We start from the raw sequence: 24,154 nt of genomic DNA, 5'->3' as shown, positions 1-24,154 counted from the left end.
AGTTCGAGGAAGCAGAAGGCCACCTCAGACATTACTGCGGGTACGGCTTCCCGCCCGAGCTGGCCGCCCTCTGGGCGATGGCCGGCGGGGTGCAGCAGGTCGACATCGACGAATACGACGAAGAGGGCGAGGGCCCTCGGCGGCGGTCCGGCCTGGGGCTCGCGGTAGGCCGATGCCGGGCGTCATGTGCCGTCGTTGCCGTCAACCTTCCCCGCCATCGTTACAAGAGACAGGGTGCAGGAGGGCACCGCGCTGCCTAGTCTTCATGGTCATGCCCGACGAACCGTTTCTCGCCGCGACCAGAGCCTCTTATGACGTCATGGCCTCGGAGTACGCCGACATGGTGAGCTCTGACTTGGACGCCAAGCCTCTCGACCGGGCGTTGCTCGCCGCCTTCACGGAGTTGGTAAAGGCAGGCGGAAACGGTCCCGTTGCCGATGTAGGTTGTGGTCCCGGCCAGGCAACGGTGGCACTACGCCGACTGGGCGCGGACGCGTTCGGCATCGACCTTTCGCCCGGGATGATCGGCCTGGCCCGCCGCACCTACCCGGATCTGCGGTTCGAGGTGGGATCGATGCTGGCCCTCGGTCTACCGGAGGCCTCCATGGGCGGTTTGCTCGCCTACTACTCAATCATCCACGTCCCATGGGAGCGACTGTCGGAAGTGTTCTCCGAGTTTCACCGGGTGCTCGCACCAGGCGGGCAGGTGATGCTTGTCTTCCAGGTCGGTGATGACCGGGGTCATCGCTCCGAGGCATTCGGCAAAGCCATCTGCCTCGACTGGTACCGGCAGCAACCGGACGAGATCGCCGACCTGCTGCGACGCGCTGGGTTCGAGGTCTGGGCCACAATCACGCGGCAGCCGAACGCTGTCGAGAAGACACCGCAAGGCTACGTCTTGGCACGCAAGCCCGTATCTGAGCCATGAGCCTCACAACACGTAGGGCATGAGAACGGGGCCGACGCTCGGATGATCATGGAAGTCCTGGGCCACAGCTCGATCCGCGTGACCATGCACATCTACAGTGCCGCGCGGCGGTAGCTGTCACTGTTACTGTCAACCCATACGCCAGAGGCCCCTTCCAACACTGGAAGGGGCCTCTGAGCTGGGGCGCGCTCGGCAGGATTCGAACCTGCAACCTCTTGATCCGTAGTCAAGTGCTCTATCCGTTAAGCTACGAGCGCTTGGCTTCCCGGCGATCTTTCTTGCCGGTCGGCGTTGCGGGGACAACATTACATGACCTGCGGCTTCAGGCGAAATCCGTTTCCCGCACCCCACCTGAGCTGGGAAAACGCTCTTTTGGCGGCCATCCGGAAGATCGGCGGGGAGTGCCGGCCCGGGCGGCGAGAGAGGGGCGTGGCGCTCGCGGGAAGGGGCTGCTGGGTGATCACCGCGGTGGGGGCCGGGTGGGCCCACGAAGGGGGCAGCGGGGCGGGTGGGGGTTGACGTGCGGGTGGGGGAAACGCAGCGGAGCCCCGGCCGTCGGGCCGGGGCTCCGGTGAGTGCGGAGGCTCCGGGATTTGAACCCGGGATGGGGGGTTACCCCAAACCGCATTAGCAGTGCGGCGCCATAGACCAGACTAGGCGAAGCCTCCATGCACACCGAGCATATTCGCGCGAGCGCGATGCGGTGTGTGCAGATGATGTCACAGCCCAAGGGGATGTCACCAATCGCCGCCTACGGTACTCGGCTGGCGGGACGCATCGCAAAGCCCTTATGGCGGCGCAACGCGCACGACGGCGGCGCGTTAGAGGGGCAGGGGCAGTGCGCCCCGCTGTGATCACACCTGGAGTGCCCCGATGCCCCTGCTGCAGCGCCTTGCCGTCGCCCTCGTCACGGCGGCTGCCTCCGCCACCGCGATGAGCGCCACCGCCTGGGCCGCACCCGTGCCACTGCCCCTGCCGCATGACGAGGGGGGCACCGATCACCTGATCGTGACCGTGTCGCGGAGCGGCGGTGCCGCGGACTCTGTCACGTACACGCTGGCGTGCCATCCCACGGGAGGGACGCACCCGGCCGCGCAGGGGGCGTGCGATCAGCTGGACTCGGCGACGGTGTGGGGGAGGGATCCGTTCGCGCCCGTGCCGCCCGGGGCGATGTGCACGGGGCAGTACGGGGGGCCGGCCACCGCGCAGCTGCGTGGGCATTGGGCGGGGCGGCCGGTGGACGCGCGGTTCTCGCGGGTCAATGGGTGCGAGATGGCCCGGTGGGACAGATTTTCCGTTGTTTTGCGCCTTCCTGGGAGCTGACCTGCGGATTAGCCAGGCCTGGGACAGAACGGCCCAGGGAACATGCCCAGGAGGTTTGTCCGGTCGTGCGCCGAGACGCGTACGTCGTGCTGCGACCTCCCTCTCATCTACCGCCGCGTCCGCCCCCGCTGCCCGTAGACTCCCCTGAGGACACTCCACGGACGCGGCGGCACAATGACCGCGAGTGTCGGGCAAGGTGCGGTACATCAGGGAGGAAGCGTCGTCGTGAGCAGCAGGCCATCCCGAGGCGCTGCTCGCCTCGCAGCCATACTCGACGCCCTCCCCGACGCCCTGCTGCTGGTCAACTGCAACGGCACGGTCGTCAACGCCAACCACATCGCGCTCGAGACCTTCGAGGTGCCGGGAACGGCGCTGGTCGGCCGTGGTCTGCTGGATCTTCTCCCCTCTTTCGACTCCAATCGCATTCCGGGCTCGATGCGCCGCCCCGACGACCAGGACGAGGACGGCCGCACCAAGCCGACGCGGATGATCGCGCGGCGCACCGACGGCATGCAGTTCCCCGTCGAGGTCACCAGCGCCAATCTGGAGGACGGCCGGACCCCTTACGCCGACCAGTACAGCTACACCGGCGACGAACTGCTGATGCTCGTCGTACGCGACCTGACCGGGACGCTCGACACCGAGGCCGAGCTCGCCCGCCAGCAGCGCCAGACCGAGATGATCCTGCGCGCGGCGGCGGAGGGCGTGGTCGGCGTGGACACCGAGGGCAAGGTGGTCCTCGTCAACCCGTCCGCGGCGCAGATCCTCGGCTACCGGGCCAGTGACCTGGGCGGTCAGGAGCTTCATCCTCTTGTACACCACTCGCGCCCGGACGGTTCCCCTCTTCCGTATGAGGAGTCCCCGCTCACCGAGACCCTGCGCTCCGGCCGTAAATACCGGGTGCGCGGCCAGGTGCTGTGGGCGAAGGACGGCAGCCCGGTACCGGTCGACCTGACGACCGCGCCCGTACGGGACGGGGAGCAGCTCGTCGGCGCGGTGATGACCTTCACCGACCGGCGGCCCGAGGAAACCCTCGTGGCGAAGCACGCGGAGGAGCTCGAAGGCCTCACGGCCAAGCACGCGAAGGAGCTGGAGAAGCTCACCGCGCGGCACACGGAGGAGCGGGAGAAGCTCACGGCGCAGCTCGTCAAGGAGCGGAAGGAGCTCACCGCGCAGCTCGCCCGGGAGCGGGAGGCGCACGCCGAGCGGTACGACGCGCTGGCCGCCCGCAACGCTCAGCTGCTCGCCGTCCTCGACCAGTCGCTGCGCGGCCCGCTGGTGGAGCTGCGCGGCGAGCTCGGCGTGCTCGCCGACGACCCGGCCGGGCAGCTGTGGCCCGAGGCCAACCAGATCCTGCACCACCTCGCCGCCGGGTACACCCGCATGACCACGCTGGTGGACAACGTCCTGAGCTACCAGCGACTCGACTCGGGCGGCGAGGAATTCACCCGGCACGCGGTCTCGATGGACGAGGTCGTCGCGGCCGGTGTCGAGGGCGCGGTCGAGCTGATCGGCCCCGGGCGGGCGCAGTTCGCGGTACACGCGCCGCCGATCGAGGCCGAGGTGGACGCGGAGCGGCTGGCGCAGGCGCTGGCCCACCTGATCGCGGATGTGGCCGGGGTCGACTCCACGGGGAAGGCGGCCGGGGGCCCGGGCGGCGCTACGGGCGACTCGACCATCGTGGTCGCGGCGGCGCAGCGCGGCGATGTCGTACGGATCGAGGTTCGCGGGCCGTACGCGGGCGGCGACCCCGTACACGAGCCGATCGTCCGCGGGATCGTACGGCGGCACGGAGGCGTGCTGCAGACGCATGAGATGCCGGGCATGGGCGGGCACGCCTACGTCCTCGAGGTGCCGATCTCCGCGGCCGCCGCCGACCACGCGGGCGAGGCCGAGAGCGCCGCTGCGGCGTCGGGGCGTACGTCCGGCCAGGGCGCGGCCACCGGGAACACCGGCGCGGGCTCCGCGGCCGCCCCGGGCGGGACGAACGGCACGGGCACCGGCCAGACGCCGACGGGACCGACGGGTCGGCGCGCGCGGCGCGGGCCGGCCGACGGAGCCGGAAACGGGACCAACGGGGCCGGTACGAACGGGGCGGGCACGAGCGGCGCCGGTACGAACGGCGCCGGTACCGACGGAAGCGGTGCCAACGGCGGCGGTGCCAACGGGGGTACGGACGGTCAGCCCCCCGTGCGCGGCGCCGACCCGCGCACGCCCAGCACCCAGGGCGCCGGCTACCGCGGCGCGCACGCCGGTTCCACGCCCGCGGTGCCCACCCCCGATGGCGACGACACCGCCGCGGGGCAGCCGGCCGAGGCCGGGGAGCCACGGCCGACCGGACGCCGACGCGCCCGTCGCCACCCCGCCGAGGAGCAGCAGCCGGCGGCCGCGAGCGCGAACGCCGATACCGACGGCCAGGGTTCGGCGGCCCATCGCCATGCCCGTGGCGCCGGCCCGCAAACCAGCCCTCAAACCGGTCCGCAGCCCGCCGCGATGGGTCCGGTGCCGCCCCAGGGCGTGGCCGGGCAGCCGTCGCCCCCGGCCGGGCGGCGGGCCCGCCGCGGTGCCCCGGCCGAGGCCGGACAGGGGCGGTCCGCCCTCGCGCTGCCGCCCGCGGCGGCCGATGCCGTCCCGCCGGCCGGCGGCTGGCCCGCCGCTCCCGGCCCCGACGCACCCCCCGCCGCGCAAGGCGGATCGGCCATGCCCGCCCTCCCCGCCGCACGCACCCCCGAACAACAGCAGAACAACTGGGATCAACCCCAGAGCGGCGCGAACGCGGGCCCCGGCCCGCTGCCCCCTGCCCAGCCCGCCGCCCAGCCCGCCGGACGGCGGCGAGCCCGGCGCGCGCTCGCCGAAGCGCCCGGGCGGGCCGGGGCCGACGAGGCGCAGCCGCAAGGCCCGTCACAGCCGCAGCCCCAGACCCAGGCCCAGCCCCAGCCCGCGGGCGACCCGGTGGGCGGCCGGTCCCCCTTCGCGCTGCCGCCCGCGGCGGCCGACCGGACCCCGCAGTCCGCGCTGCCGCCGGAGCTCGGACCCGTGGGCCTCGTTCCCGCGCAGCACGGAGCACGGGACCCACGCGGAGGCGCGGCCCAAGGCGCCCAGAGCGGGCACGGAGGACACGGCGCCCAAGGCGGGCACGGCGCTCAGGCCGCCCAAGGCGGCGCGCCCGTACCGAACAGGGGCGGCGGCCTCGCCGTACGAGGCGGCCCCGTACCGCCCAACGCCGGTCCGCGGCCCGGCGGATGGCCGGCCGCCCCCGGCCCCGACGCACCCCCCGCCGCGCAAGGCGGATCGGCCATGCCCGCCCTCCCCGCCGCACGCACCCCCGAACAACAGCAGAACAACTGGAACCCACCCCCGAGCGGCCAAGCCGCGCCGGACGGCCCGTACGACACGGACGAGGGCCCGTACGACGCATACGACGGGGACGACGCCCCGCAGCCGACCGGGCGGAGGCGGGCCCGGCGGCCGTTGGCCGACGAGCAGCCGGGGCCCGCCGGGATGCCCACCATGGAAGAGGGCGCACCGCAGCCGGGCCCCTGGCCGGGTGGGCCGGGCGGCCCCGCGCAGCCCCAGCCCCAGCCCCAGCGCCGACCGCAGCAGTTGCCCCCCGCCGAGCCCGCGCCGGGCTCCGACGCCTCGCAGGGGCGCGCGATCAGCGTGCGGACCCTGGGGCAGGGCGTGCCGTTCGCGCAGCAAGTCTCGGAGCAGCACCCGCAGGCGCAGCCCCAGACGCCGTCCGGCGGCGCGGCAGCGGCCGCTGCCGCGGGCAGGCGGCGCAAGCTGGCGGCCCGGCCCGACCCGGCGAACCAGGCCGCCTCGGCCGAGCTCGAACCGGCCGGCCGCGCGCAGCCGCCCCATCCCGGGGGCCAGCCACACCCCGGAGCCCCCGGCGCCCAGCCGCGCCCCCAGCCGGGACCGGGGCCGCATCCGCATCGCCCCGCCTCGCCCCAGACCGCGGGCCGTGCCTTCGCGATCGGCGCGCCCGACGAGGGCGCCGAGGGCCCGGAGCCGCTGGACGGGCCGAACGGCGCCGTCGAGGTCGTCGACGACCGCACCCCGCCGCTGGACGACGAACTGCCGCCCGAGCCCCTGGACAACCCGCGCCGCCTGCTCGTATGGCCCGCGCCGGACATGTCCACGCAGCAGGCGCTCAGCGACCGCGGCTACCGGCCGGTGATCGTGCACTCGCGCGAGGAGGTGGACGCGCAGATCGCGGCGTACCCGGCCGCGCTGTTCGTCGACCCGCTGACCGGGCCGATCACCCGTACGGCGCTGCAGTCGCTGCGTACCGCGGCGGTCGCCGCCGAGGTGCCGGTGCTGGTGACGGCGGGGCTCGGCCAGGCGTCGCGCGAGGCGGCGTACGGCGCCGACCCGGCCGTTCTGTTCAAGGCGCTCGCCCCGCGCGACAGCGAGCAGCACCCGCCGCGGGTCCTGCTGATCGAGGAGCACCAGCCGATCTCCGAGGCGCTGACGGCGACGCTGGAGCGGCGCGGCATGCAGGTCGCGAGGGCGGCGACGGACGCGGACGCGGTGACGCTCGCCGCGCAGATGCGGCCGAATCTGGTGGTGATGGACCTGATGCAGGTGCGCCGCCGCCGGGCCGGGATCGTGGACTGGCTCCGCGGGAACGGGCTGCTCAACCGCACCCCGCTGGTCGTCTACACCTCCGCGGACATCGATCCGGCCAACCTGTCGCGGCTGAGCTCGGGCGAGACCGTGCTGTTCCTCGCGGAGCGCTCGACGAGCGCGGAGGTGCAGGGGCGGATCGTGGATCTGCTGGCCAAAATCGGCAACAACTGAGGTCCGTCAGGACCCTGTCCCGGATGGGATGTCGGACGGGATGTCGGACGGGATGTCCACGGGCACGGCCGGGCTGTTCGGCCTACGGGGGGCGCGGCTGGTCGTCCGCGCCCCCCGTCGGCCGTCCGACCGAGCTGCGTTACGTTCAGGTCAGGCAGGCCAGGTGACACAGGTCAGGTGACACAGCTCAGGTCAGCTGCGTCACTTCCAGGTCGCCGTCCGCGTACCGCCTGCGGATGACCTTCTTGTCGAACTTCCCGACGCTCGTCTTCGGCACCTCCTCGATCAGCGCCCAGCGCTCCGGCAGCTGCCAGTGCGCGACCCGCTCCGCGAGGAACGCCCGGAGCGCCTCATAGCCGACGCCGGAGCCGTCCTTGAGCACCACCGTCGCCAGGGGGCGCTCCCCCCACTTCTCGTCCGGCACCGCCACCACTGCCGCCTCGGCGACGTCGGGATGAGCCATCAGGTGGTTCTCCAGCTCCACCGACGAAATCCATTCACCGCCCGACTTGATGACGTCCTTGGCCCGGTCCGTCAGCGTCAGGTAGCCGTTCGCCGTGATGGCGCCGACATCGCCGGTCTTCAGCCAGCCGTCCGGCGTGAACTTGTCCTCCGGGCGGAAGGGCTCGCCGTCGGCCCCGCCGAAGTACGCACCGGCGATCCACGGGCCGCGCACCTCCAGCTCGCCCACCGATGTGCCGTCCCAGGGCACGAGCTCGCCGTCGGCCGAGGTCAGCCGGTACTCCACGGAGGCCGGGAACCGGCCCTGGGACTCCCGGTACGGCCACTCCTCCTCCGCCGTGAGTCCGGCGGGCGTATGGGCCACGGACCCCAGCGGCGAGAGCTCCGTCATCCCCCACGCGTGTACGACCCGGATTCCGTGCCGCTCCTCGAACGCCCTCATCAAGGACGGCGGGCAGGCCGACCCGCCTATGTAGACCTCTCGCAGACTGGACACGTCTCGCGGCCGCGCGTCGAGCTCGGCCAGCAGCCCCTGCCAGATGGTGGGGACGGCGGCACTGACGGTGGGCCGGACCGCTTCGATCATGTCGGCGAGCGGTCCGGGCTGCAGAAAGCGGTCGGGCATCAGGATCGAGGCGCCCGTCATGAAGGCGGAGTGCGTGGTGCCCCACGCGTTGGCGTGGAACATCGGCACCACGGGCAACACCATCTCCTTCCCGGACATGCCGAAGCCCTCGACGCTGTTGATCTGCATCGAGTGCAGATAGATCGAACGGTGGCTGTAGGCCACGCCCTTGGGCTCCCCGGTCGTGCCGGAGGTGTAGCACAGCGCCGCGGCCTGGCGCTCATCGATGACGGGCCACGGGTAGCGCATGGGACGGCCCTCGATCAGCTCCTCGTAGTCGTGGACGGCGGCCCGGCAGCCGTTCAGTACGGAGCGGTCTCCCGGCCCGGCGACGACCACGTGCTCGACGGACTCGAGCCTCGGCAGAAGCGGGGCGAGCAGCGGCAGCAGCGAGCCGTTGACGATGATCACGCGGTCGGCGGCGTGATTGACGACCCAGGCCAGCTGGGCGGCGGGCAGGCGCAGATTGAGGGTGTGCAGCACGGCGCCCATCGAGGGCACCGCCAGATACGCCTCCAGGTGCTCACAGTTGTTCCACATGAGCGAGCCCACAACCTGGCCCTCTTCGACGCCGAGCTCGTCGTGCAGGGCGTTCGCGAGCTGCATGGACCGCAGGCCCACGTCGTAGAAGGTACGGCGCTGCGGTTCGCCGTCGCCGGTCCAGGTGATGACCTGAGCCTTGCCGTGCGCGAGCGCCCCGTGGACGAGGATGCGGGTCACGGTCAGCGGTACGTCCTGCATCGTGCTGAGCACCGGGGCCTCCAGGGTTCCGGTTACGCGCGGGTCAAGGTGTCCGCCGATTGTGCAGCCGACCGGGCGGTATGTCACTACCCGGTGGCCACCACACCGGACACGCTCCCCTGGCTCAGGCCGCCCGGGTGAGGGCCGGGTCCTCGCGCAGTTTGCCGAGGGCGCGCGAGACGGCGCTCTTGACCGTGCCCACGGACACCCCCAGCACCTCGGCCGTCTGAGCCTCGCTCAGGTCCTCGTAATACCTGAGGACGACCATGGCCCGCTGCCGGTCCGGCAGCCGCAGCACCGCGCGCCACATCGCGTCCCGCAACACCTGCTGTTCGGCGGGGTCCGGAGCGGGGACCGGATCCGGCTCGGGCAGTTCCTCGCACACGAACTCGTCGACCTTGCGCTTACGCCACTGCGAGGTCCGCGTGTTCACCAGCGCCCGGCGGACATACCCGTCCAGCGCGTTGTGGTCCTCTATCCGCTCCCACGCCAGATACGTCTTGGTCAGCGCGGTCTGCAGCAGGTCCTCCGCGTCCCAGGCGTTCGCGCTCAGCGCGCGGGCGGTGCGCAGCAACACCGGCCCCCGCGCCCGCACATACGACGCGAAGCACGGGAACGCGGCGGTGGACGCGCCGTTGCACACACTCGTGGTCATACCTCCCACGCTAGGAGCGGGCCGCGGGCCGGGGATCGGCCGTAAGTGCCGAAGGCGCCTCAGCCTCAGGTTGTAGGAGTAGGGCTGGCACCACCTCCTGCGGGCGGAGGGGTGGCGGAAAGGACGTCAGGGTTGTGCCCCAGGGATGGTGGGGCCGGGGGGTCAGTCGATGATCGCCACGGGTGCGTCGACCTTGTTGCGGTCGATATGCAGGGTCCGGCCTCCGTGCTTCTCGGTGACGTTGCCCACGTACTGGTGGATACGGCGGTGCGGATGCCAGGCGCTCTTGGGCAGGACCGGTTCACCGGACAGCGATGCCTTCCCGCTCCACCGCGCGAACCACATCACGGAGGGGAGGTCGTGCTTGCCGGCCTCGCGGGCCTTTTCCAGATGCAGCACCCCCGACTCGGCGCTGCTGTAGAAGCCCGGGAAATAGCCGTGTGAGCGCACTTCGCGGCACCAGCCGCGAATGAAGGAGAGGGTGGTCTTGGCACAGCTGGTGCGAGTCTGGTCGTACGCCTCCATGTCGAGATAGAGCGCGCTGCGCTTCTTGATGGCCAGCGCCTTGGCGCGCTTGACCGCGTCCTTGCCTTCCTTACGCCCCTGCGACGCGGGCTTGTCGCCGATGGTGACGTGCTTCTTGTTCGTGTTGCGGACGCAGGGGGACTGGGAGCCGACGTAGATGGGCAGCACCCGCCAGCCGATGTCGCGGGTCCCCCGCATCCAGGAGACGGTGAGGTTCGGCTGGCTCGGGCAGGCCCGGCCACGGCCGCCGTAGTAGACGCCGACCGCGCGGTACCGGGAGCCGCTCCAGGCGCGCAGGGTCGCGAGCGAGGGGGCATGACAGGTGTCGAGGGCCCAGCCCTGGAAGACCTTGGCGCCCAGCGGCCGGGGGTCGGGGAGGGCCGCCGCCGAGGAGGAGGCAGGGGCCGCCATCGAGGAGGAGGCGGCGGAAGGGGCGCCGACGATCAGCGTGGCCGGCGTCGCGGACAGGCCGACCGCACATCCGACGATCTTCCATCTGATCTTCTTTCTTCGGTCCATATGAGGAGTCAAAGTGCCGGTGGGGGGACCGGGCCCGCAGACACGCGCGCGGTTCAGCCGTCTGCCCCGATGAGCAGCCCGGATGTCGGTACCCCGGTGCCCGCCGTGACCAGGACGCGGGCCGCGTGCGGGACCTGGTTCACGGAGGTGCCGCGTATCTGGCGGACCGCTTCGGCTATCCCGTTCATCCCGTGCAGATACGCCTCCCCGAGCTGGCCGCCATGCGTGTTGAGCGGCAGCGCGCCGGCTGCGACGAAGCCGGGGGCCTCACCCCGCCCGCAGAAGCCGAACTCCTCCAGCTGCATCAGCACAAACGGGGTGAAGTGGTCGTAGAGGATGCCCACGTCGATGTCGTCGGGGGTCAGTCCGCTGCTGCGCCACAGCTGGCGCGCGACCACCCCCATCTCGGCCAGGCCGGTCAGATCGTCCCGGTAGAAGCTCGTCATCTGCTCCTGCCCGCGGCCCGCGCCCTGCGCCGCGGCAGTGATCACGGCGGGCGGACGCGGCAGATCGCGCGCCCGCTCGACGCTGGTGACCACGAGGGCCTGGCCGCCGTCCGTCTCCTGGCAGCAGTCCAGCAACCGCAGCGGCTCGACGATCCAACGGGAGGCGGCGTGGTCGGCGAGGGTGATCGGCTTGCCGTAGAAGTACGCGGCCGGGTTGGTGGCGGCGTTGCGGCGGTCCATGACGGCCACATGGCCGAAGACGTCCGGAACCAGGCCGTAGCTGTGGAGATAGCGCTGCGCGGCCATGGCGACCCAGGAGGCGGGGGTCAGCAGGCCGAAGGGCAGCGACCAGCCGAGCGCGGTGCCTTCGGCGGACGGCTCGCGGTGCAGCACCCCGGACCCGAAGCGGCGGCCGGAGCGCTCATTGAACGCGCGGTAACAGACCACGACGTCGGCGACGCCCGTGGCCACGGCGAGCGCGGCCTGCTGGACGGTGGCGCAGGCGGCTCCCCCGCCGTAGTGGACGCGGGAGAAGAACGAGAGCTCACCGATGCCGCACGCCTGCGCCACGGTGATCTCGGGGCTGGTGTCCATGGTGAAGGTGACCAGTCCGTCGACGTCGGCGGGGGTGAGCCCGGCGTCTTCCAGGGCGGCCTGCACGGCCTCGACGGCCAGTTTCAGCTCGCTGCGGCCGGAGTCCTTGGAGAACTCCGTGGCCCCGATGCCCACCACGGCCGCCCGGCCGCCGAGCGTGTCGGCTCCGCGGACGCTCATCGGGCCTCCCCCTGCGGGAAGTACGTCTCGCGGTGGGGGGAGTCCGCCTCGCTGGGCGCGAAATCCGGGGAGAGCCGCACGGTGACCTTGCCCATCACATGGTTCCCAATGGCGTTGCGCCCCGTCACCGAGACCTCCGCGGTGCCATCAGTGACCGCCGTGACCTGCCCGGTCAGCACCATTTCGTCACCGGGGTAGTTGGGTGCGCCGAGCCGGATCGCGACCTTCTGGAGCCGGGCGTGCGGCCCGAAGTGATCGGTGATGTACCGGCCGACCAGACCGTTGGTGGTCAGGATGTTCATAAAGATGTCCGGGGAGCCCTTCTCCTTGGCCGCCTCGGCGTCGTGATGAACATCCTGGTAGTCGCGGGAAGCGAGCGCACCGGAGACGATGAGGGTCCGGGTGATCGGAATACGCAGCGGCGGCAGCTCGTCGCCGGCCCGGACCGTCATCCGGCCACCTCCGTCAGCTCATCACCCAACTCGGCCAGGAGCCCGGGCGCCGGTCCGAGATACGCGTCCAGCTGCCGGCCCCACAGAAAGTGCCGGTGGACCGGGTGCTCCACATCGGCGCCGATGCCGCCGTGCAGATGCTGGCCCGAGTGCACCACCCGCTTGCCCGCCTCACAGGCCCACCAGGCCGTGGTGAGCGCATGAGTGGCGGCGGGCAAGGCCTGGTCATAGCGCCAGGCCGCCTCGTACGCCGTGACCCGGATGGCCTCGGTGTCCATATGCGCGTCCGCCGCGCGCATCAGCACGCCCTGATGGGTGGACAGCGGGCGGCCGAACTGCTCGCGGACCGAGGTGTGGTGGACCACCCGGTCGAGCGAACCCCGGCAGACCCCGGCCTGCAACCCGGCGAACGCGGTGCGGGCCCGGCCGAGCACATCGGCATGGGTCCCCTCGCCGCCGAGCGGCTCGGCGGACACATCATCCAGGGTCAGCCGACCCGCCGCCCACGGCGCGGTGGTCTCAACGGCTTCGGTCAGGGCAGCTTTGGTCCCGTCCGCATCGGCCCCGCCAGCCTCAGTCCCGCCGGCATCAGTCCCGCCGGCATCGGCCCCGGCGGGCCCGGCCCCGGCGGCCTCAGCCCCGGCGGCGTTGAGCTCGACCAGGAAGCAGCGCGGCTCCGCCCGTGACCCCGCAGGGCCCGCGCGGCCCGCCTTCGCCTCATGGCCCGGCACCAGGACATGGGCCGGCACCAGGACGTGCGTCGCCGCCCGGAGCCAGGGCACGACCGGGAAGGCGCCGCTCAGCCGCCATCCGTCCGCCGTCCGGCGAGCGGTGGCCGCCCCCGAGCCGAACGCGCCCGTCGCGACCGCGGTGCCCTCCCGCAGCGCGGGCAGCAGTCGGTCTCGCTGCTCCGCCGTGCCATGGACGGCCACCGACAGCACTCCGTACGCACATGTCACCGCGAGCGGCACCTGGGCCGTGGTCCTGCCCTGCTCCTCCAGCAGCAGAACGAGCCCGACCAGGCCGATCTCCTCCACGGCGGCCGGCAGCCCCGCGGCGCACAGCGCCTTCCACAGCTCGGCGTCCGTGCCGGTGCCGAGGGCGGACAGCCGCTCGTGGGTGGACAGATCGCCGAAGATCTCCGCCGCCAGCTCGCGCGCGGCTCGCTGCTCCACGGTGGGCGAGAAGTCCATCAGGCCACCGCCCCTCGGAAGACGGGAAGCTCCAGGTCGGCGTCCACGCGCAGGAACTCCAGCTCGACAGGCATGCCGATGCGGACCTTGTCGTACGGCACCCCCGTGATGTTGCTGATCATCCGCACCCCTTCCGCGAGCTCGATCAGACCTACGGCGTACGGAGGGTCGAAGGCCGGGAACGGCGGGTGGTGCATGACGACATAGCTGAACACCGTCCCGGCGCCGGACGCCTCGACCGTCTCCCACCCCTGGCAGCCGCACGCACCGCACCCGGGGAGCCAGGGGAAACGGAGCGTCCCGCAGCCTGTGCAGCGCTGGATGAGCAGTCTGTGCTCGGCGACCCCCGCCCAGAAGCCGGCGTTGTCACGGTTGATCACGGGGCGCGGCCGCCTCGCCTCCTTGGCCTCCGCCGTCCGCTCCTTCCCCTCCGAGGTCTGCTTCTTCGTCTCCGATGTCCGCCGCGCCGGGGCGTACTTGAGGATGCGGAAGCGGTGTCTGCCGACCAGCTCCCCGCCCGCCCGGATGTCCATACGCGTCGTGACGAAGTGGCCGGAGCCCAGCTTGGTGGTCTTGCGCGGCGAGACCGACTCGATCACCGCGTCGAAGGTGACCCGATCGCCCGGCCGCAAGGAGCGCAGATACTCCTGCTCGCAGTCCGTGGCGACGACCGAGGTGCAGCCCGCGCCATCAAGGAGGGCCAGCAACTCGTCGTACGCCTCGGAGCGGGCCGAGCCGCCCGCATGGCCGGACAGCCCGCCCATCGTCCACACCTGCAGCATCGTCGGCGGTGCGATGGCCGGATAGGCGGGGTTGGTGTCGCCCATCGCCTCGCACCAGTGCCTGATCATCGGCTCGTTGACCGGGTCCTTGCCCTCGCCCCCGGCCGCGGCCGACCGGCCCTCGTACGCCCTGAGCCGCCCGTAAAAGTCGTGGCCGACGGATTCACCACCAGCCATCCGCTCACCGACCGTCCGCTCACCGACCGTCCGCTCACCGACCGTCCGCTCACCGGTCATCGCTGCCCCCGCCGCATGCCGAGCCGCATCGTGGCCACGATTTCCCGCTGTACCTCACTCGCACCGCCCCCGAAGGTGTTGATCTGCGCGGCCCGGTTCATCCGCTCGAGCTCGCCGTCGCCGAACGCGCCCGGCGATCCCGCCCGGATCAGCCCCGCTTCCCCCACAATCTCCTGACACATCCTGTACACCTCGACGGCGCTTTCGGTTCCCGCGAACTTGACCCCGCTCGCATCGCCCGGGCTCAGCGTCCCCGCCCCCACATCCCCCACCAGCCGCCAGTTGAGCAGCCGGGTGGCCGCCAGCCGGGCATGCGCCTCCGCGAGCCGGGACCGTACCCAGGGCCGGTCGGCGAGGCGTACGCCGGTCTGCGGATCCGGCGTACAGGCCTGGGCGAGCGCCGCCTCGTAGAAGTCCTCGGCCTGCATACCGATGGCGGCGAGCGCGACCCGCTCGTGGTTGAGCTGGTTGGTGATCAGTCCCCAGCCGCCGTTCTCCTCGCCGACGAGATGGTCTGCCGGGACGCGGACCGAGTCGTAGTACGTCGCCGTGGTGGTCAGCCCCGCCACCGTCTCGATCGGCGTCCAGGAGAAACCGGGGGTGTCGGTCGGCACCAGGATGATGGAGATGCCTTCGTGTTTGCGGGCCGCCGGGTCGGTGCGGCAGGCCAGCCAGATCCAGTCGGCGTTGTGCGCGTTGCTGGTGAAGGTCTTGGCGCCGTCGATCAGCCAGTCGTCGCCGTCCCGCACGGCTCTGGTGCGTAGAGAAGCGAGGTCCGTACCGGCCTCCGGCTCCGAGTAGCCGATGGCGAAGACGACTTCGCCGCTGAGGATGCGCGGCAGAAAGGCCTGTTTCTGCTCCTCGGTGCCGTACTTCATCAGGGTCGGGCCGACGGTGTTGAGCGTGACCATGGAGACCGGCGCGCCTGCCCGGTACGCCTCGTCGAAGAAGACGAACTGCTCGTCGGGGCCGCGCCCTTGGCCGCCGTACTCGACGGGCCAGCCGAGCCCCAGCAGACCGTCGGCGCCGATGCGCCGCAGCAGCTGCCGCTGCCGGGCCTGGTCATCCGGCAGCGCGGCGCGCGTCTCGGAGGTGATCAGCTCGCGGAAGTAGCCGCGGAGTTCCTCGCGCAGCCGCCGCTGGCGGGGGGTGGGGGCGAGGTGCATGGGCAGCGGTCTCCCCTTCGCTCGACGGCGTCGCACGTCCGGGCCGAAAGCTTTCTGACTATCCGTCAGATAATTCGGCGCTGTCAAGGTCGTGTGGCCGCGGGCAAGGCCGTGCGGCGGCACCCCAGTACCGCCGCACGGCCGTATGACCTCACCCGTCCCCTGGAATCAATGAATCACTTCCTCCGCGGTCGACGAGAGTTGGAGAGACGCGCAAGCAGAGTTGCCCAGCCAATCCCCGGCGAACCACACAACCCGGCTCATTACCACGCAAGCATGATTGAGGCGCGCGGGTGCGGTGCGCGGAGTGAGGGCGCGCGGAGCGTTTGAAAAGGGCTCCCGGTCCGCGAAGACGCCACGGGGGAGGCGAACGGAGAGAGGAACAGAGAACCGTTTCCACTCACTTTCGGCCACCACCGGCTGCGACACCGCCGCCACGATCCAAAGTTGTACAGAAAGTGACCTGTGCGCTACGCGTTTCAGTGGGACTATCGTGAGAGCGCGACGAGACGCTCCGTGAGGGGATGGCACGGCCACTGGTCGGCGCTTCCGCACCCAGGCGGACAGTGAATCCGGTTTCCCGCTCTCCCCTATGACCGGACGCTCGGTATCCGGGACGGCAGCACCACGGCGGGACCAGGGGGAGCAGTGTACGAGCTCTATGCACAGGGGTGGTTCGCACACTTCGTGTTACCCATGGGGCTCTGCGCGCTGGTCACCTGGATCTCGCTGGTGTACCGGTTCGCCGAGAAGGGCCGCCTGCTGGGGACCACGCGGTCGATGGCGCTGTGCGGCACGATCATGGCCTGCACCTGCGCCGCGGCGCTGATCACCATCACGCTCCTGCTGCCGCACGCCGCCGACGTACCGCCCGCCGTGGCCGCGGCCGCCGCCGGGGGCGCGCTGGCCCCGCGGGTCCGCCAGCAGCAGAACCAGCAGTCCACCCCGCCCTTCGTCGCCGTGATCACCTTGGGGATCGCCGTGCTGCTCGGCCACCTGGAGCGGCGGCTCGCCCATGACATGTACTGCCGCTGCCACCGGATGGTCAGGGATTTCGAGGATGTGGCGCAGCTGCGCATGTTCGCCTTCGACGCCCGCGCGCAGCTGCGCGGCTGTGCCCTGCAGGCCAAGGACAAGGCGGCCATCGACGGGCTGTACGGAGACGTGGAAGAGCTACTGAACGAGGCCGCGAAGGTCGAGGCCGACGTCGAGGCGTGCCGACGGCAGCGAGAGTTGCAGGACTTCCCCAAAGAGCTGCACAGCCGGACGAAAGAAGAGGCGGAGGACTGCCGACAGGCCCTGGCCAAGGCCAAGGAAGCCTGTGTGCAGATGCTCGAATTCGGCTACAAGCACGGGAAGCGCAGCGGCGACAGGGACCTCATGCGGATCCGGCAGACGGCGATGGCCGTCGAACCGCTCGCCGAGGCCCCTGCGCCACATCCGTGACGAGCCCGTCCCCGCCCCTCTTCAATGGGTGCAGACGAACGCGTCGGAACCGTCGTGCCGGATCGTGGTCGCGTCCTGCGGGACGGCCTTGGGCTCCACGAAGCTGATTCTCACGTCGAGTTCAAGCGCCTCTGCCACAGCGGCGAGGCTGCGCAGCGTCAGATTCTCGTCACCGGAGAGGATCTGACTCACCCGGCCCGGGCTCACGCCCATCAGCCTGGCGAGGTCAGCCCGGCTCATGTCCCGCTTGCCCAACATCCCGGCCACCTCCACGGTGGCCTGCCGGGCCAGCCGTGCACCGGCGGCGTCGGCGGCCTCCGCGTTCAGACCTTTGCTCTTCCACGGCAAGATGCATCACTCCAAACTGCGCGGGTCGGCATCCTGGCTTCACTGCTCACTTCACCATGTCAGGATCCCACCTTTAGCTTCAACTAAAAGCCCACTTTCGGCTCAATTACGCGAGGAGCCAACGGACCGCACCCCATTTCGGGGCTGTGACCTGCAACGACGGTAGGCACCGCACGTTTTCGGCCAGATCGTGGGAGCGGGCGTCCCAGCCACGCACACAGGCCGCAGCCCCGTCGGTTACACGAGCGACGCCACCGATGAAACGGTTGGCCGCCGCCTGGCCAAGTAGCGGGTGAAGGGACCACCGACCACCTTGGAGGAACGGGTGCCCTTGATACCCGAACGGGCCACAGCGCCCGAACGACACGCGAGCCGGGCCGCGCCGCCGCGGCCGGACGCCGCCGGGTACGCGGCGTTCTACGAGGAGAACTTCGACGCCGTCCTCGGCTTCGTGACCCGGCGCACGGCCTGTCCCCAGGTGGCCGCGGACCTCACCGCCGACATCTTCGTCGCCGCGCTGGAGGCCGCCGACCAGTACAACCCCAAGCGTGGGGCGCCCACCGCCTGGTTGTACGGCATCGCCCGCAACGTCCTGGCCTCCCACTACCGGGGCAGCGCCCGCGAGCAGCACGCGGTGGCCCGGCTGAACGGGCGCCGGATGCTGGACGCGGAGGACATCGCCGCTCTGGAGGAGCGAATCGACGCGCAGCGGGCGGCGCGCGAGTTGGTCGAGCGGCACAGCGCGCTGAGCGAGCCGCTGCGCGAGGTCCTCGATCTGGTGGCCGTCGACGGCCTCACCCCGCGCGAGGCCGCCCAGGCCCTCGGGCTCAACCAGGCGACGGTGCGGGTCCGCCTGCACCGCGCGAAGCGCGCGCTGCGCGCCGAACGCCCGTCCGTCACCGAACGCACCGAACACGCCTTGGAGGTTGCCTCATGAGCACGCCCACCCAATTCAAGCAGCGCCTGGCGTCGGAGCTGTCGGCCATGGCCACCGCCCCGGCCCCCGTCCCGGCCACCCGGGCCCCGGCCCGCCGCCTTCGCCTCCCGCTCGCGATCGCGACGGTGGCGACCGCCGCGGCCGCGGCGGTGGTCGTGCCGACGCTGAGCGGCTCGGGCACCTCGCCCGCGTACGCCGTGACCAAGCAGGACGACGGCTCCCTGATCCTGCACCTGAACCGCCCCGAGGGCCTGCCCGGCCTGCAGAAGCAGCTGACGAAGATGGGCGTGCGGGCGGCTGCCCTGGAGGGAGACGAGAACTGCCCCACGGGCGCGCCGCCCCATGCCCCCTGGGCCACCGCGGGCTACGCGATGACGTTCCCGTCCGCCCCCGGGAAGGCCCTCATCCACCCGGAGATGATCCCGGACGACACCGTCTTGCCGGACGGCCGGCGGGTCGCCGGCGCGACGCTGCTCATCGTGGCGGAGTTCGGCAAGGACAACTCGACCAAGGCGGTGTCGTTCCGGCTGGTGTCGAAGGTCCCGAAGTGCAGCGTGCCGGGGATAGGCGGCGGTCCGGACGCGCACGCCTGACCCATGGGCGGAGCCGCGGGCATCTCCCGCGGACTCCGCCGGACCAGTCGGGCGAGACAGGGTGAGACGAGGTGCACGCAGAAGGGGCGCCCCCAATCCGGGGGCGCCCCTTCTGACCTGCTCGTTCTCTCACCTGGGCGGAGGCTGAGGGATTTGAACCCTCGGTGACATCGCTGCCACGACGGTTTTCAAGACCGTTCCCTTAGGCCGCTCGGGCAAGCCTCCTCGCGCCGGGCCACCCGGGGCGACGCGGGGATCAGCCTAGCGCGTCAACTGTCACCCTTGCGCTGTCCCAGGGTGACCTGGGTCGTGGACTGTTTGCCGTCACGCTTGTAGGTGATGGTGACCTTGTCGCCCGGCTTGTGGGTCCAGATCTCGCTGATCAGGGTCGGACCGCTGTCGACCACCGTGTCGTTCAGCTTGACGATGACGTCGCCTGCCTTCAGGCCCGCCTTGTCGGCGGGGCCGCCGGGGACGACCGCCTGGCTGCCGCCGGCGCCGTTGCTCGCGATGGTGGCGCCGTTGCCGGTGTCTTTCATGTTGACCGTGGCCTCGATCACCGGGTAGACCGGCTCGCCGGTCCTGATCAGCTGCTGGGCGACGTTCTTGGCCTGGTTGATGGGGATGGCGAAGCCGAGGCCGATGCTGCCGGACTGCTGGGTCTCGCCGCCGAGGCCGCCGCCGTTGCCCGCGGACTGGATGGCGGAGTTGATGCCGATGACGCCGCCGTCCCCGTTCAGCAGCGGGCCGCCGGAGTTGCCGGGGTTGATGGAGGCGTCGGTCTGCAGGGCGCTCATGTACGAGGCGTTGCCGCCGCCGCCGTCGCTGGAGGCGACCGGGCGGTTCTTGGCGCTCACGATGCCGGTGGTGACGGTGCCGGAGAGGCCGAAGGGCGCGCCGATGGCGACGGTGGCATCGCCGACCGTGACCTTGTCGGAGTTGCCGAGCGGGAGCGGGGTGAGCTTGGCGCCCGAGGCGTTCTTCAGCTTGACGACGGCGACGTCGTAGCCCTGGGCCCGGCCGACGACCTCGGCGGTGTACCGCTTGCCGTTGGAGAAGGTGGCGGTGAGTTTGCCGTTGTCGGCGGCGGAGGCGACGACGTGGTTGTTGGTGAGGATGTGGCCCTGCGTGTCGTAGACGAAGCCGGTGCCGGTGCCGCCCTCGCCGTTGCTGCCTTGGGCCTCGATGGTGACCACGCTCGGCAGGGCCTTGCCCGCGATGTCGGACACGGAGCCGGGCGCACGGCTCTCCGACTTCGGGTTGCCGAGGGCCGAGATCGTGGTCGAGTCGCTGCTGTCCCCCTGGTCGGCGGCCCAGTAGCCGATACCGCCGCCGATGCCGCCGGCGACGAGGACGGCGGCCAGGAGCGCGGCGACGAGCCCGCCGGAGCGCTTACGCGCCGGGGGTTCGGCGGGCGGGGTGGGAACGGCCCCCCACGGGCCGTCCGGGCCGCCGGGGGAGCCGTAGGGGTCTGGCGATCCTTCGGGGCCCTGCGAGCCGTCCTGGGCGGTCTGGCTGCCGCCTTCGGACCACCATGCCGCCGTACCGCCGGAGCCCGCGCCCGGGTCGGGGAGGGGGTGTCCGGCGCCGGAGGCGACCGGGGCGCCGTCGGCCGCGACCGCCGGAGGCGAGGCGGGTGGGGGCGCGGCGGCCGGAGGGGCGGGCGGGGCCGGGGGCCCGGCCGGGTGGATGGGGGCCGGGGGCGCGGGCTCTGGCAGGCGGGAGCCCGCCGCCGGCTCCCCCGACGGGCCTATGGGCCCCTCCGGGTCCTCCGGGGCCGCGCCGACCGCCGGCTTGAAGTCGGGCGCCGGGGGCACCGCGGGGACGGGGTCGGGGTGCGGCGCCGGAGGGGCCGGACGCGACCCGGCCTCAGGCGGAACGGCAGCGCCCTCGTTCTCGGTGCTCACAGCTCTCTCCTCATGTGCACGACAGTTTTCTTCGGCGGCCCACGCTTACGGATGTCCGACGTAAGCTTTTCCCACCGCGCGTCAGACCGCTGTAAGGAGTGGTGACCCCGTGGGCTACCACCCTTTATCCCGGACAAAACGAACCGCCGCCAATCCGCGTGGCGGCGGGCGGGACCTCCCGCGACGCCCCGCGCCGGGCGGTGGCACCATAACGCGGTGACCTATGCGCGCCCGGACGGGGACATCCGCCCCGGTCCGCACACCCCCTCCGTCGTGGCCCACCGCGGCGCCTCCGAGGACGCTCCCGAGCACACCCTGGCCGCGTACCGCCGGGCCATCGAGGACGGCGCCGACGCGCTCGAGTGCGACATTCGCATGACCGCGGACGGGCACCTGGTCTGCGTCCACGACCGCCGCGTCAACCGCACCTCCAACGGCCGGGGCGCCGTCTCCGCGCTCGAGCTGGCCGATCTCGCCGCCCTCGACTTCGGTTCTTGGAAGGGGCAGGCGAGCGACAAGGAGGAGCCGGACCGCGACAGCCGCGACAACACCGCGGTCCTCACCCTGGAACGGCTCCTGGAGCTCGTCGCCGACGCCGGCCGCCGCGTCGAGCTGGCCATCGAGACCAAGCACCCGACCCGCTGGGCCGGCCAGGTCGAGCAGCGGCTGCTCGACCTGCTCCGCCGCTACGGCCTCGACTCCCCGCCGCCCGGCGAGCCCTCGCGCGTGCGCGTCATGAGCTTCTCGGCGCGCTCGCTGTACCGGGTGCACGCGGCGGCGCCCGCGGTCCCCACCGTCTATCTGATGCAGTTCGTGCTGCCGCGCCACCGGGACGGCGCGCTGCCGCGCGGGGTGCGCATCGCCGGGCCGAGCATCCGGATCGTACGCAATCACCCCGGCTATGTGGCGCGCCTGCACCGCGCGGGGCACCGAGTGCACGTATGGACCGTCGACGACCCGGCCGACGTCGAGCTGTGCACTCACCTGGGAGTCGACGCGGTGATTACGAACCGCCCCAAACAGGTACTGTCGCAACTCGGGCGCTCATAATGGGCATTACAAGGCGTGCACCGGCGCGTTCGGTACGTATTCGATCGTGACGAGTGCGTCACCAGATGCCACATGGCCTGTTTCTGCTCCAGCCCGGCGGGGCATCCATCCCCTGGCGTGGGGCTAAGGAGGTCTCGGGGGTGGCGTTGGTGGTGGCACGGCAGGTGCCGACGTCTTCGACCATGGCCGTACCCCATGGTCCTGCGGGCGTAGGTGCGGCACGGCACCGGATGCGTGACGGTTTGAGCAGGACTGGGGTATCGGATTCGGTCATAGACGATGCGGTACTGATCCTTTCGGAACTGCTCAGCAACGCATGGCGGCATGGCCGACCACTGGGCTCCGACCATGGTGACAGGACCGTCCGCGCGGCCTGGCACGTCGATGAGTACGCCCGGCTGACCGTCGAAGTGACCGACGGCGGCGGGCCGACAAGGCCGGTTCCGGCCAACCCCTCGATCACTGCGCGTGGCGGCCGCGGGCTCAACATCATCAGGTCGCTCGCCGAGGACTGGGGGGTGCGCGACGGCACCGGAGAAGTGACGGTATGGGCGTCGCTTCCCGCCCATGACGGATTCAGCAGGCGCGTCACCCTCCTCCCGAAGCTCGATCCCGACCTCGACCCCGATCTCAACCCCGGCCTCGGCCCGGATCTCGACGGGGATCTCGACCCCGGTCTCGACTTCGCCGATCTGGACGAACTCGCCTAGGGCATGCGGTCGGCCTCGCCGACGGGGTTCGCCGACTGGGTACGGCCAAAGGGCTAGGCTCCCGCCCGTACCAGTCGTACGGGCCGTGCGGAGCGACCGCGGCCGTACGAGACGCACGCGGCCGTACGAGGACGCCACGAGCCGCACGATCGGGAGACAGCCACGCCATGGGCAAGAAGCGCCGCCCCCAGACGACGAAGGCCGGACCGCGGGTCCCGAGCGCGGAGATCCCCGTGGTGGGGGCGCGCGAGCCCTGCCCGTGCGGCTCGGGCCGCCGCTACAAGGCCTGCCACGGCCGGGAGGCCGCGCACGCCGTCACCGAGCTGGTGCAGCGCCCCTTCGAGGGGCTGCCCGGCGAGTGCGACTGGGTCGCGCTGCGCGAGCTCGTACCCGCCGCGACCGTCGAGCTGAACCTCACCGAGGGCCTGCCCGAGGACGTCCCGTCCGTGACCCTCGCGACCGTGTTGCCCATGGCCTGGCCGGCGCTGCGCCGCGACAACGGCGCCGTTCTGCTCGGCCTGCAGAACGACACCGCCTCCGGCGACCTCAGCCGCGACCTGGCCGACACCCTGCGGCGCGCCCTGACCGCCGAGCCGGGGACGCCGGTCGCCGCCGAACGGGTCTCCGGAGAGGGCCCGCGGCTACAGGATCTGCTCGATCCGAAGGGCGGTTTTTCGCCGACCCTGCACGAGGGGTTCGAGTTCTGGCTCGAGGACGCCGCGAGCGCCACCGGTGAGGTCGCCGCATCCCTCGAACGGGCGAACGCAGCCGCCATCCCGACCGCCCGGCTCACCAGCGTCGAGGCCGCGTACTGGTGTCGGACGCCGGAGAAGAACCACCTGCGCTGGGTGATGTCCCACCCGGAGGAGAAGCTGCTCGACGCCCTCGCGCGGCTGCACGCCGCGGGCGCCTCCGCGCTCGGCGAGGGCACCCGGCTGGTCGGCTCCTTCCGGGCGCACGGCCTCACCGTGCCGGTATGGGACCTGCCCGGCGCGATGGGCGCGGAGGAGACGGAGAAGCCCGCCGAGGCGTTCGCGGAGCGGCTCGCCGAGGCGCTGACCTCCGACGCCCCGCTGACCGCCGAACAGCGGCGGGCACGCGGCGGACTCACCAACCGTCAGGTGACGCTCAGCTGACGGTCATACCGGGCTCAAATGCGGGGAACCGTACGCGTGACACTGCTCACAACTCACCGCTACGCCCTGCAATTACGCGTCCGGAAATCCGCGATCGAATTTGCGAACCGCCGATCTCTTGTTACGGTTTTAAAAGCCCGGTCGCTGGTGCATCCCCCGTCGCCAGCGACCGGGCGCTTCCATGTCCGCTCCGCGTCCGCGGCCCGCGCAAGCGAGGCGGGCGGCCAACGCCCCCCGCGGTGACGTGAGTTGACTCCCGTGCCGGGCGGCCTCGGCGGACCTCGCCCACCGCGACGGCGGGCCCTTCCCCTCGCCACCGCAACCAACGTCGCGAGGGCACACACGGCCGTCTCCGCGCCGCGGAGGTCCTCGGGGTCACCGGACCCCGAGGACGGC

General features: G+C 71.7%; 19 protein-coding genes and 3 tRNA genes. 9 read left to right on the top strand and 13 right to left on the bottom strand.

From position 1 onward, the window contains the following. The first annotated feature begins 271 nt into the window (after positions 1-271). A complete protein-coding gene (locus ACWY4P_RS26850; RefSeq protein ID WP_456202897.1) occupies positions 272-928 on the top strand; it encodes a class I SAM-dependent methyltransferase in 657 nt (218 codons plus the stop codon). A 184-nt stretch (positions 929-1,112) separates the two neighbouring features. Here the strand turns inward: ACWY4P_RS26850 and ACWY4P_RS26845 are convergent. Next, positions 1,113-1,185 (bottom strand) — tRNA-Arg (locus tag ACWY4P_RS26845). 321 nt (positions 1,186-1,506) lie between these two features. Next, positions 1,507-1,596: transfer RNA gene (locus ACWY4P_RS26840), tRNA-Ser, on the bottom strand. Positions 1,597-1,801: 205 nt separating this feature from the next. On the opposite strand from ACWY4P_RS26840, the gene ACWY4P_RS26835 reads away from it, so the two are divergent. Next, complete coding sequence (locus tag ACWY4P_RS26835; protein WP_456202896.1) at positions 1,802-2,251, top strand: SSI family serine proteinase inhibitor; 450 nt, start codon at positions 1,802-1,804, stop codon at positions 2,249-2,251. 225 nt (positions 2,252-2,476) lie between these two features. Further along, a complete protein-coding gene (locus ACWY4P_RS26830; RefSeq protein WP_456202895.1) occupies positions 2,477-7,054 on the top strand; it encodes a PAS domain-containing protein in 4,578 nt (1,525 codons plus the stop codon). A 187-nt stretch (positions 7,055-7,241) separates the two neighbouring features. Here the strand turns inward: ACWY4P_RS26830 and ACWY4P_RS26825 are convergent, their stop codons facing one another. The 8 genes from ACWY4P_RS26825 to ACWY4P_RS26790 all read right to left on the bottom strand — a co-directional run bounded on the left by ACWY4P_RS26825 (position 7,242) and on the right by ACWY4P_RS26790 (position 15,631). After that, positions 7,242-8,894, bottom strand: coding sequence for a long-chain fatty acid--CoA ligase (locus ACWY4P_RS26825; protein WP_456202894.1), 1,653 nt, complete (start codon positions 8,892-8,894; stop codon positions 7,242-7,244). 112 nt (positions 8,895-9,006) lie between these two features. Beyond that, on the bottom strand, positions 9,007-9,537 hold the full coding sequence (locus ACWY4P_RS26820) for a SigE family RNA polymerase sigma factor (RefSeq protein ID WP_456202893.1): 531 nt from the start codon (positions 9,535-9,537) through the stop codon (positions 9,007-9,009). 162 nt (positions 9,538-9,699) lie between these two features. Continuing rightward, positions 9,700-10,581 carry a DUF1906 domain-containing protein gene (locus ACWY4P_RS26815; protein ID WP_456202892.1) on the bottom strand — a complete coding sequence of 294 codons (882 nt, stop codon included), beginning with the start codon at positions 10,579-10,581 and terminating at the stop codon, positions 9,700-9,702. A 53-nt stretch (positions 10,582-10,634) separates the two neighbouring features. Next, positions 10,635-11,801 (bottom strand): lipid-transfer protein, encoded by a 1,167-nt coding sequence (locus ACWY4P_RS26810; protein ID WP_456202891.1) that lies wholly within the window; start codon positions 11,799-11,801, stop codon positions 10,635-10,637. Further along, positions 11,798-12,253 carry a MaoC family dehydratase gene (locus tag ACWY4P_RS26805; RefSeq protein ID WP_456202890.1) on the bottom strand — a complete coding sequence of 152 codons (456 nt, stop codon included), beginning with the start codon at positions 12,251-12,253 and terminating at the stop codon, positions 11,798-11,800. The genes ACWY4P_RS26810 and ACWY4P_RS26805 overlap by 4 nt, the downstream gene beginning before the upstream one ends. Beyond that, positions 12,250-13,446, bottom strand: coding sequence for an acyl-CoA dehydrogenase family protein (locus ACWY4P_RS26800; protein ID WP_456202889.1), 1,197 nt, complete (start codon positions 13,444-13,446; stop codon positions 12,250-12,252). The genes ACWY4P_RS26805 and ACWY4P_RS26800 overlap by 4 nt, the downstream gene beginning before the upstream one ends. Next, positions 13,446-14,405: a bifunctional MaoC family dehydratase N-terminal/OB-fold nucleic acid binding domain-containing protein gene (locus ACWY4P_RS26795; RefSeq protein ID WP_456213068.1), complete on the bottom strand. Its 960-nt coding sequence runs from the start codon at positions 14,403-14,405 to the stop codon at positions 13,446-13,448. The genes ACWY4P_RS26800 and ACWY4P_RS26795 overlap by 1 nt, the downstream gene beginning before the upstream one ends. A 56-nt stretch (positions 14,406-14,461) precedes the next feature. Then, positions 14,462-15,631, bottom strand: coding sequence for an acyl-CoA dehydrogenase family protein (locus tag ACWY4P_RS26790; RefSeq protein WP_456202888.1), 1,170 nt, complete (start codon positions 15,629-15,631; stop codon positions 14,462-14,464). Positions 15,632-16,327: 696 nt separating this feature from the next. Between ACWY4P_RS26790 and ACWY4P_RS26785 the strand changes: the two genes are divergently transcribed. Continuing rightward, the gene (locus tag ACWY4P_RS26785; RefSeq protein ID WP_456202887.1) at positions 16,328-17,077 is read left to right on the top strand and encodes a hypothetical protein; all 750 of its coding nucleotides are present in this window, start codon (positions 16,328-16,330) and stop codon (positions 17,075-17,077) included. Positions 17,078-17,098: 21 nt separating this feature from the next. Here the strand turns inward: ACWY4P_RS26785 and ACWY4P_RS26780 are convergent, their stop codons facing one another. Continuing rightward, positions 17,099-17,425 carry a helix-turn-helix domain-containing protein gene (locus tag ACWY4P_RS26780; RefSeq protein ID WP_456202886.1) on the bottom strand — a complete coding sequence of 109 codons (327 nt, stop codon included), beginning with the start codon at positions 17,423-17,425 and terminating at the stop codon, positions 17,099-17,101. 325 nt (positions 17,426-17,750) lie between these two features. Between ACWY4P_RS26780 and ACWY4P_RS26775 the strand changes: the two genes are divergently transcribed. Beyond that, positions 17,751-18,362, top strand: coding sequence for an RNA polymerase sigma factor (locus ACWY4P_RS26775; protein WP_456202885.1), 612 nt, complete (start codon positions 17,751-17,753; stop codon positions 18,360-18,362). Continuing rightward, the gene (locus tag ACWY4P_RS26770) at positions 18,359-18,955 is read left to right on the top strand and encodes a hypothetical protein (protein ID WP_456202884.1); all 597 of its coding nucleotides are present in this window, start codon (positions 18,359-18,361) and stop codon (positions 18,953-18,955) included. Before ACWY4P_RS26775 ends, ACWY4P_RS26770 begins: the two co-directional genes overlap by 4 nt. 138 nt (positions 18,956-19,093) lie before the next feature. On the opposite strand, the gene ACWY4P_RS26765 is transcribed toward ACWY4P_RS26770, so the two are convergent. Next, a tRNA-Ser gene (locus ACWY4P_RS26765) sits at positions 19,094-19,180 on the bottom strand. Positions 19,181-19,224: 44 nt separating this feature from the next. Beyond that, the gene (locus ACWY4P_RS26760; RefSeq protein WP_456202883.1) at positions 19,225-20,862 is read right to left on the bottom strand and encodes a trypsin-like peptidase domain-containing protein; all 1,638 of its coding nucleotides are present in this window, start codon (positions 20,860-20,862) and stop codon (positions 19,225-19,227) included. A gap of 216 nt (positions 20,863-21,078) precedes the next feature. On the opposite strand from ACWY4P_RS26760, the gene ACWY4P_RS26755 reads away from it, so the two are divergent. The 3 genes from ACWY4P_RS26755 (at position 21,079) to ACWY4P_RS26745 (ending at position 23,758) form a co-directional block, all read left to right on the top strand. Then, complete coding sequence (locus ACWY4P_RS26755; protein WP_456202882.1) at positions 21,079-21,912, top strand: glycerophosphodiester phosphodiesterase; 834 nt, start codon at positions 21,079-21,081, stop codon at positions 21,910-21,912. Between the two features lie 65 nt (positions 21,913-21,977). Then, entirely contained in the window at positions 21,978-22,622 is a 645-nt protein-coding gene (locus ACWY4P_RS26750) for an ATP-binding protein (RefSeq protein ID WP_456213067.1), read from the top strand. A gap of 167 nt (positions 22,623-22,789) precedes the next feature. After that, on the top strand, positions 22,790-23,758 hold the full coding sequence (locus ACWY4P_RS26745) for a DUF5926 family protein (protein ID WP_456202881.1): 969 nt from the start codon (positions 22,790-22,792) through the stop codon (positions 23,756-23,758). Positions 23,759-24,154: the final 396 nt, after the last annotated feature.

This window comes from Streptomyces sp. LZ34 (assembly GCF_053890475.1).
Note: the sequence above shows the minus strand (reverse complement) of the source record. Positions and strands in the feature narration are given on the sequence as shown.